This window comes from Desulfosalsimonas sp. (assembly GCF_046483245.1).
Lineage (GTDB): Bacteria > Desulfobacterota > Desulfobacteria > Desulfobacterales > Desulfosalsimonadaceae > Desulfosalsimonas.
The window spans coordinates 1-9,266 of the sequence record NZ_JAWODO010000167.1 but is presented as its reverse complement, the minus strand read 5'-3'; the positions used below and the strand labels follow the sequence as shown (position 1 = coordinate 9,266).

The following is a 9,266-nucleotide window of genomic DNA, read 5'->3' as shown; positions in this document are numbered from 1 at the left end:
ATATTCTTTTCTCTGTGACCGGATACACTGAATTGGCCCTGGATGAAGCGGCCGAAGGCAGTCAGCTGCATCAGAATCTCTGCCAGGTGCTGGCTGCCGGAAATCGTGCCAGGGATCTGGTCAGGCAGATTCTGGCCATCACCCGAAATGAAAAACAGGCCTTCCGGCCCGTGGCCGTGTCCGGCCTGGTTCGGGAAGCACTGGAAACGCTGCGCGTCGGTTTTCCCTCCACCGTTGCGCTGCGGGAAAATATTTGCCATGAGCAGTTGACCGTCAACGCGGATCCCGTCCAGCTCCATCAGGTGATTGCAAACCTGGCGGCCAACGCCGGCCATGCCATGCAGGGCCGGGACGGGGGGGTGGAAGTTAAGGTGACCCGGTTTTGCCTGGACCCTGAGACCAGGCTTTCCCATCCTGATGCTGCGGCCGGGGATTATGCAAGGATTTCAGTAAGTGATACCGGTCCGGGAATTGATAAGCAGGACCTGGGCAAAATTTTTGAGCCGTATTTTACCACCCGGGATGAAGGCACGGGCACGGGGCTGGGCCTGTCCATTGTCCACGGCATCGTCAAAGTGCATAAGGGATTTTTGACTGTGGACTCCGAACCCGGCTGCGGCAGCGTTTTTCACGTGCACCTGCCCCTGGCCCGTTCCGAAGAGGATCCGCCGGATTTATAACAGCCCTTACCGCTTTTTCCCGGTTTCCGGCAATGGGGTGCGGCTGCCGCGGGTCATCAGCACCCCGGGAACAATCAGGCACACGGCCGCCAGGTGCTGCAGGCCCAGGGTCTCGTTTAACAGAAAAAATCCGCTCACCGCCGCAATCAGTGGCACCAGGTTCAAATACACCGCTGTTTTGGCCGGCCCCATGTTCCGGACGGTATTGTTCCAGATCACATAGGAAAGAGCCGTTCCCAGAACGCCGGCGCACAAACCGCCCAGCCAGGACTCGGGCTTGATTTCCGCCACGGGCAGGCCCGCCAGGGTGTTAAAACTCAGCAGACTCAGGCCGGCCACTCCCCATATGGCACCGTAAGCGGTAAATTTCAGAGCAGAACGTGTTGACGGGACAAAGCGGTTGGCAACCGTATACAGGGCCCAGTTGAGCATGGCCGCGGTCATGAGCAGGTCTCCTTTCAGGGAGGCGAATGAAAAATCCGTCCCCCGGGGAAGCAGGATCACTGCAATGCCGGCGAAGGAAAGCAGAAGCCCGGACCATTGCATTTTGTTGAGCCGTTCCATGCCCAGCACCCGGCTGATAAGGGCAACGGCCACCGGGGTGGTGCCGAAGATCAGCCCTGCATTGGCCGCAGAAGTATATTTCATGGCCAGGCTAAAGCAGAACGGAAAGCAGGCCATTCCCAAAAGACCCAGTCCCACGGCCAGCAGGTGCTCCCGGAAATCCATCCGGACCTGCCTGTGATGGCCCGCGGTAAATGCAGCCATGATCATGAGCACAAGGGCTGCACTGGCCATCCGGAGATTGGCAAAGGAAAGCGGGTCCAGGCTTTTGAGCCCCAGCTTGGTAAACAGAAAGGTCAGGCCCCAGAAGTGAATGACAATAAACATGTTGATGTCATTGGCCGGCACCGCCCTGCTGTGAAGTATTTTCATATGCTGCTGTCTCCTTATTTGATGCAAGGTTTTCCCGCCCTGATATGTAATGCAGCCAAATCGCCATGGCCAACGAATAGTTGTGATATGGCCATCACGGAAATTGATAACCCCGGCATGCACCCGGCGTTGGTTTTGGCTTGCATCGCGGCCCGATATTGGCGTAAATTATCAATTTGTTCAGTCAAAAACAGGATAACAAAATCGATGGTTTATAATCCGGATCTGGATATCAATCTGCTGCGCGCCTTTGTCACCGTGGCGGAACTCAAAAGCTTCACCAGGGCGGCCGCGCGGCTAAACCGCACCCAGTCGGCTGTTAGCATGCAAGTCCGGCGGCTGGAGCAGAACCTGGGAAGAACTCTGATCACCCGCAACAGAGCAGGGGCCGGGCTGACCGACAGCGGCCGGGTCATGCTGGGATATGCCCGGCAGATGCTGAAGCTAAATGATCAGGTTATGGCCGAAATCGGTGACCCCCGGGTCAAGGGCCGGGTGCGGCTGGGCATTCCGGATGATTACGCGGCCTACCTGCTTCCTTCGGCCCTGTCCGGGTTTGCCTCGCTGTATCCCGGCATCAGCCTGGAGGTCTGCTGCGAGCTGAGCGTGGATCTGCTGCAGCTTTTGGATGAAGGGGAGGTGGATTTGGCAGTAACAACCCGCCAGCCCCAGTCACCCGGTGGGGTGGTGATTCGCAGGGAGCAGATGGTCTGGGCTCAGGCGGCCGGATGCGGGCTGCATTATGAAGATCCCCTACCCCTGGCGCTGTTTCCGGACGGCGTGTGCGTATTCCGGCAATCGGCCCTGGAGGCCCTGAAAAGCTGCGGCCGCAGATGGAGCCTGGTATGCACGAGCCGGGGGCTTGCCGGCATCCGGGCCGTGGTGGCTTCAGCCATGGCCGTGACAGTGGTAACGGAAAACACCGTTTCTGCGAGCATGCAGATCATCAAACCTGATCAGGGACTGCCGGATCTGCCGCAGGTGGATATCTGCCTGCATGTATCACCGAACCCGGCCAATGAAGCTGTATCGGTATTTGCCGATTATATCAGCCGGAGTCTGAAAAATTGCTGATAAAGGGAGGTTGTTTTGCTGCGTTTGTCACCTTGTAAGTATATTGTTGCGATCCTGGTTTTTGCCGGATTCTTTTTTTTGTTTGCAGCAGCCGTGCCGGCACAGCAGGGCTCTGAAGCTCAGGCTTCCCAACAGGCCTCCGATCCGGCAGATATTGGGGGCCGCCTGACAGAATTTGTCTCAGAGCAGATGGCAGAGGCCGCAGAGCAGTTGTCCGGCGCTGCCCGGGGACTTGCTGAGATTCCCGGCCTGGCAAAGGATCTGCTTGCCATGGCGCAGGATCCTGAAAATCTTTTTGCCTGGGCTGCGGCCGGCCTGAAGGTGGTGCTGGCGCTTTTTGCCGGTTTTGTTGTGGCATGGTTGCTGAGGCGGCTTTTGAGGCGTGCCCGCCTTGCCCTCGGGGACCGGGAGGGTGACAGGGACTGGCTCAGGATATTGCTGGCCCTGGGCCGCACACTGATGGACATGCTGCCGATTGCCGGATTTGTCATTGCGGCGTACGCGGTTGTGCCCTTCATGGATCCCGGGCCTGAAACCCGTATGGTGGCCGTCAGCCTGGTCGCCGCAGTGGCGGTCTCGCATTTTGTGCTTGTTGTTGCCCGCCTGATCTGCCTTCCTGAAGTCTCCGGCCGGGCATTTTTATTCGCAGACCGGGAAACCGGGCGCTATTGCTACATCTGGATAAGGCGTATAACCATTCTGGGGGTCTACGGGTATTTCATCCTGGAGGCCGCCCTGCTCACCGGGATGCCCGGGGCCCTGCATTCTTTTTTGATCAAGTTTCTGGGCTTTGCCATAATGGTTCTGCTGGTGTCGGTTATCCTGCAGAACAAACAGGAAGTCGCCGCCTGGATCGGCCGGCCGCGGGCCGCGCCAGGGCAAAAGAAAACCAGGATGGCCGGGCCCTTTGCAGGACGGGCTTTTCTGCGCCGCCTGGCAGATGGCTGGCACATCATTGCTATACTTTTGGTTGCGGGATTTTATATAACCTGGGCTCTTGAAATCTCGGGCGGAAACCGTTTTTTACTGGCCGGCTTGCTAAAAACCCTTGTGGTGATATTTCTGGCAGGGATGTTTGTGCGATTGCTCCGGCAAGGCATAGCCAGACTGTTTTACATCAGCGACAGCCTGAAACAGGACTATCCCGGGCTTGAGCAAAGGGCAAATCGTTACCAGCCATTTGTTCTTGGGGCGCTTTCCGGAGTAATTTACCTGATAGCCGCCTTTGCGGTCCTTGAGGCATGGGGCCTTGGCACCCTCGGCTTTCTTTTCTCACCCATGGGCGGTGCGTTGGCCGCGGAACTGGGCGTGCTTTTGCTGATAATTGCAGGTGCTGTGGTCCTCTGGGAGTTTGTTTATCTTCGCATAGAGCGCTCCCTTTCCAGGGAGGCCGGGGATGCCGTGACAAACCGGCGAAAATTCACGCTTCTGCCCCTGCTGAAAAACGTGGTTCTCATAATCTTAATTGTAATCACCGCAATGCTGGTACTCTCCCGGATCGGGATCAATATCGGGCCGCTTCTGGCAGGGGCCGGGGTCATCGGTCTGGCCGTGGGCTTCGGTGCCCAGACCCTGGTGCGCGACATGATCACAGGCGCTTTTATTTTGATAGAAGATGCGATGGCAGTCGGCGACTGGGTGGAGGCCGGCGGGCACAGCGGCACGGTTGAGCGTCTTACGGTCCGCACCGTGACCTTGCGCGATCTGGGCGGAACCGTGCACCTGATTCCTTTCAGCGAGGTGACCACCGTAACCAATTACAACCGGGATTACGCCTATGCGTTAATAGATGCCGGCGTGGCCTACAGGGAGCGGTACGGGGACGTGGTGCAGGCCCTGCAGGACACGGCAGCCGAGCTCAAAGACGATGAAACCTGGTGTCAGCATATAACCGGGGAACTGGAGGTTTTTGGGATGAACAACCTGGGGGACTCGGCCGTTGAAATCCGGGTGCGCCTAAGAACCCGCCCCATGCAGCAATTTGCCGTAAAGCGTGCCTTTCTGGAGCGGATGAAGCATATTTTTGATGAAAGGGGCATTGAAATTCCGTTTCCCCACAGGACAGTCTGGTTCGGAGCCGAAAAAGACGGCACAGCCCCGCCCATGCGGCTGGCCGTGGATAAGAGCGGATCTTCGTCATCCGCACCCGGCACGGAATCAGAGCCAGAGCCTGAAGCCGAACCGCAAATAGAGGTTGCCTCTGAAAAGCAGGCTTCCGAGGATGTGGTCGAGGAGGTTGAAGCCGATGATCCGGATGATCCGAAAAAGTAACCGGATTTTGTTGGACAAAGATGCAGTTGGTTTTATGTTTGATACAGGGTAGTATTTGTGCCGCTGCACACGGGTCTGCCGGCATCGGCCAGGGGCCGGTGCTGATCGGGCTTTAAACCTGAAAAGAGGGCGGTTATGTATTATTCGCATTTTGGATTTAATGTCAAACCCTTTCAGATTAATGCCGATCCGGCGTTTTTATGGCTGGGCGAGCAGCATACAGAGGCGCTTTCGTTTCTCAGGTACGGGGTTCTGGAAAACCGGGGATTTTTGCTTCTGACCGGGGATGTGGGCACCGGCAAGACAACGCTCTTAAACGCACTTCTGCAGAATCTTGACGACTCCAATGTCCTGGTGGCCCGGATACCCGACCCCAGGCTTGATTTGATGGATTTTATCAATATTCTGGCCGACAGGCTGGGCATGAATGAGTCATTTGCCTCCAGGGGCCCGTTTCTTATCAGTTTTGAGAAGTTTCTCAACCGTCAGCATTATATGGGCAGAAACGTATTGCTGATAATCGACGAGGCCCAGCGGCTCACCTATGAACTGCTTGAAGAGATTCGCGCACTGTCAAACCTTGAAAAACCCAACGCCAAACTCTTCAATGTTTTTTTCGTAGGCCAGGGCGAGTTCAACGACATGCTCCTTGATCACAGGAGCCGGGCCCTGCGGCAGCGAATCACCCTCAGTTATCATCTGGAGCCTTTAAACAGAAAGGAGGTCGGCGAATATATCCGGCACCGTCAAAAGGTGGCCGGCGCTCAAAAAGATCTTTTTTCAAAAAAGGCTGTGGAGCGCATCTATGCATTTTCAGACGGCTTTCCGCGCCTGATCAATATTATATGCGATCACGCGCTGCTCAGCGCTTATGCCGGGGATAAAAAACAGATCTCCGAAGACATTGTTGCCGAATGCGCCCGCGACCTGGAGGTACGCTCCTTTGAGCTGTCCGCGGGCCGAAGCTTTACGTCGTTGGGGCCTGCAGGCCCCAACAAGAAACCGGAATCAGTCCCGGCGCCGCCGGCGCCCCGACACAAAAAAACAAGACTGGCGATTCCGGCATTACTGGTTTTATTGCTGATCGGGGGTTATGCGACATATCAATGGATTCCCGAATCGGCCGGATGGTTTGTCTCCACTACCGAAACAGCGGATACCGGACGGCCGGCGCCCGGGGATGCGGAGAGCAGCGGCACCTTGACAATGCCTGAAAACACGGCACAGCCGGTTTCGGCCAACCCGGGTGCCGGAACGGTTGAAAAAACGGTAACTGGCCGGACTGAGGGCAAATCACCGGAGGAAACCGTCCCGCGTGACATCAGGCAACCAGATCAGAGAGCACAAGTCGAAATCAAACCCGAGCCGACCATTGATATTGCTGATGATCCGGCTGATGATCCGGCCGGGCCGGACAAGCCGGAGCCCGAAGCGGTGGCCAGGCTTGATCCAGGCCGGTATGCGGATCAAAAATTCGCCGTGAATTTTCCAAACGGGGCCTACGGCCTGGCCCCGGATTCGGTTGAAACCCTGGACCGGGCCAAACGGCTGCTGCTTGAAAATCCCGGGCTGAACGCCGATGTGACCGGATACTCCGATTCTGCTGGAGATCCCCAATACAACCTGCATCTTTCCCGAATCCGGGCAAACATGGTCAAAAGCTACCTGATCGGAAACGGCGTGGATGCCGGGAGAATTGATTCAAGAGGCCTTGGATCGCAAAATCCGGTAGCATCCAATGAAACCCCGCAGGGAAGAGCGCGAAACAGACGTGTGGAAATTGTGTTTAACCGCTCGTCCCAATAGGTCAATACATCCATATCTGTGATTACACCTGCAGTTTTTTGCACAGGGTTTCAAAATCCGGTGCCTTGATATCAAAATCGACCTGCTCCGGCTCCCCAAACCCCTCGGTCATGTTGTCTTTTTCCGGCACCTTCACATAGGCGGTATGCAGGCCCGCGCTCCGGGCGGCGGCCAGATCTCCTTCATGGGCGGCCACCATCATGGATTCTTCCGGCTTGAGGCCCAGCAGGCCTGCGGCCTTGATGTAGGCCTGCAAGGAGGGTTTGTAATAGCCCAGAAACTCGCAGGATAGAATGCCGTCCCACTGGACGCCGGCGGCTTTGGCGCTGTTGACAATGCTTTCCCAGCTCAAAATCGTGAGCACCACCACTGTATACCCGGTACGCAGGCGGGCGATGGCCTCGGGGGCGCCCTCAAAGGCCTTGAGACGATGCCAGGTGGATTTTATCAGGGAGACCGGATCAATGCGCGTCAGCAGCGGATATCGGGCTTTCATCTTTTCCAGGGCCCGCAAATGCATGTCATCGGAATTCATCCAGGGCAGGTTGCCCTGTCTGACCTGGGTATGGACCTTAAACATTTCATTGCGCCAGTCAACGGCAAAGGCCTCGCTGTCGATTGCTTCACCGTTCTGCTTTGCCAGTTTTTCGATATTTTCCCGTGCGGTGTTTTTCCAGTCAAACACCGTTCCCCCGACATCAAAAAACAGTCCCCTGATGGCTTTCATATTGCCTCCTTGGGCTTTTGGGTTTGTCATTTGTTATTTCATGTTAATATCAATTTATAGAATTTCAAATAAATTATAACCACCTTTACAATAGACCGGCCGCTTATGCGGCTGAAACAGCCAGTGCAGGAGAAGATATATGACAAGTCAGGATCTTTATACGGCGTGGCGGGTTCATGAGAAAAACGGCGGGTATGAGGGTGCAGAAGAGATCTGCAGCATTTCCGATCTGCCTGAAAACGATGTGCTGATCCGGGTCACGCATTCATCGCTGAATTATAAGGATGCCCTTTCCGCCTCCGGCAATAAGGGTGTTACCCGCAGCTTTCCGCATACCCCCGGAATTGATGCCGCCGGAGAAGTGGTCGAATCCCGGCAGGGGCCTGCCCCGGGCCAGCAGGTGATCGTGACCGGCTATGATCTGGGAATGAATACCCCGCGGTTTCGGACAATACATCCGGGTTGCGGATTGGTGCGTGCCCATGCCGCCGGGCTGGGATGCCCGCAAAGCAATGGTATACGGTACCGCGGGCCTGACAGCGGGGCTTTGCGTGGAAAAGCTGCTGAAAATGGGCGCTGCAGCCGGGCAGGGAAGGGCGGTGGTCACGGGCGCCAGCGGCTCGGTGGGCAGCGTGGCAGTTGAGATTCTGTCAAAAATCGGATTTGAAGTGGTGGCTGTCAGCGGCAAGGCCGATCATGCAGAGACTCTCAGGCAGCTCGGCGCATCCGAGGTGGCTGGCGGGGAAGTTTTGGAGACGTCAAAAAAGCCGCTTCTAAAACCCGGGTTTGCAAACGCCGTGGATACCGTGGGCGGGGCGCCCTTGCCGGAAGCCATCGGCAGGCGCTTAAACGAACTCACGGGCCTTTCCTACGTGGAAGGCTACGGCCTGACCGAAACCATGACTCCATCTCGGAAAAAGACATCATCGACTGGTCAAAAAAACAGATGGCCGCTTATAAATATCCCCGGCAAATTCTGTTTGTGGACTCCCTGCCAAAAGGGGCCACCGGCAAAACCCTTTGGCGCAAAGTCCAGGAAGAGGCGCGCGCTGAAATGGAGCAAGGAGGCAAGTAACATGGCAACAATCCATATAAGCGAGGAAAATGAAAATGAGAAGCAAGCAGGAGTATATCGACGCCCTTAAAAAGATGCGGCGCAACCTGTATTTCAACGGCGGCAAAATCGACCGCGACGATGAAGTTCAAATGAGTGCCTTGTGATTCACCCGCACAATTCCAGGCCGCGGGAGGCTTACCAAAGAGGCTTTGACGGCGGATACACCGACTCCTACCTGCTGTTTGAAGACACCTTCATTCCCCGGGACCGGGTGTTTCTGTGCGGGGAAAACGATCACGGCGGCATCTGCGCCCTGCTGTTTGCCCTGTTTCACCGCCACAGCTACTCGGGCTGCAAGCCCGCCCTGGGCGATGTTTTGCTGGGCTTGGCTGCAACCGCGGCCGAATACAACGGCATTGAGAAAACCTCCCATGTGCGGGAAATGTTTGCCGAGATCATCAAGGTCACCGAGCTGGGCTATGCAGCCGGCTACACCGCCTCTGATTTTGGCAAACCCGAGGTCTATATCCCGGGCATGGGCCGGACCCCCTACGGTCCGGGAAGCTGCATTCCCGATTCCATCTATGCCAATGTGGGCCGCTGTCTGACCGGGGAAGCCGTGTTTCACGAACAGGAAATGCTGTGCAACATCGCAGGGGGGTTTCCGTCCACGTTTCCGTATGAAAGCGATATCACCAATCCGGAATTAAAGCCG

At 56.4% G+C, this 9,266-nt stretch carries 9 protein-coding genes; 7 read left to right on the top strand and 2 right to left on the bottom strand.

Features of this window, described 5'->3' with window-relative positions; genetic code table 11:
- The coding region (locus R6U41_RS14145; RefSeq protein WP_410270490.1) for a sensor histidine kinase at window positions 1-680 on the top strand (680 nt) is incomplete at its 5' end.
- 6 nt (window positions 681-686) lie between these two features.
- On the opposite strand, the gene R6U41_RS14140 is transcribed toward R6U41_RS14145, so the two are convergent.
- Window positions 687-1,616: a DMT family transporter gene (locus R6U41_RS14140; protein ID WP_410270489.1), complete on the bottom strand. Its 930-nt coding sequence runs from the start codon at window positions 1,614-1,616 to the stop codon at window positions 687-689.
- A 207-nt stretch (window positions 1,617-1,823) separates the two neighbouring features.
- On the opposite strand from R6U41_RS14140, the gene R6U41_RS14135 reads away from it, so the two are divergent.
- From R6U41_RS14135 to R6U41_RS14125, 3 genes are all read left to right on the top strand, one after another.
- Window positions 1,824-2,690, top strand: a complete 867-nt coding sequence (locus tag R6U41_RS14135; RefSeq protein WP_410270488.1) for a LysR substrate-binding domain-containing protein — start codon at window positions 1,824-1,826, stop codon at window positions 2,688-2,690.
- 78 nt (window positions 2,691-2,768) lie between these two features.
- Complete coding sequence (locus tag R6U41_RS14130) at window positions 2,769-4,961, top strand: mechanosensitive ion channel family protein (RefSeq protein WP_410270487.1); 2,193 nt, start codon at window positions 2,769-2,771, stop codon at window positions 4,959-4,961.
- 135 nt (window positions 4,962-5,096) lie between these two features.
- Window positions 5,097-6,767 (top strand): AAA family ATPase, encoded by a 1,671-nt coding sequence (locus R6U41_RS14125; RefSeq protein ID WP_410270486.1) that lies wholly within the window; start codon window positions 5,097-5,099, stop codon window positions 6,765-6,767.
- A 22-nt stretch (window positions 6,768-6,789) separates the two neighbouring features.
- On the opposite strand, the gene R6U41_RS14120 is transcribed toward R6U41_RS14125, so the two are convergent.
- Window positions 6,790-7,494, bottom strand: coding sequence for an HAD family hydrolase (locus R6U41_RS14120; RefSeq protein WP_410270485.1), 705 nt, complete (start codon window positions 7,492-7,494; stop codon window positions 6,790-6,792).
- A gap of 139 nt (window positions 7,495-7,633) precedes the next feature.
- Between R6U41_RS14120 and R6U41_RS14115 the strand changes: the two genes are divergently transcribed.
- From R6U41_RS14115 to R6U41_RS14105, 3 genes are all read left to right on the top strand, one after another.
- Window positions 7,634-8,137 (top strand): alcohol dehydrogenase catalytic domain-containing protein, encoded by a 504-nt coding sequence (locus R6U41_RS14115; RefSeq protein WP_410270484.1) that lies wholly within the window; start codon window positions 7,634-7,636, stop codon window positions 8,135-8,137.
- A 303-nt stretch (window positions 8,138-8,440) separates the two neighbouring features.
- Window positions 8,441-8,569: a hypothetical protein gene (locus tag R6U41_RS14110; RefSeq protein WP_410270483.1), complete on the top strand. Its 129-nt coding sequence runs from the start codon at window positions 8,441-8,443 to the stop codon at window positions 8,567-8,569.
- A 142-nt stretch (window positions 8,570-8,711) separates the two neighbouring features.
- Window positions 8,712-9,266 (top strand): 4-hydroxyphenylacetate 3-hydroxylase C-terminal domain-containing protein (locus R6U41_RS14105; protein WP_410270482.1); only part of this gene is annotated, 555 nt, incomplete at its 3' end.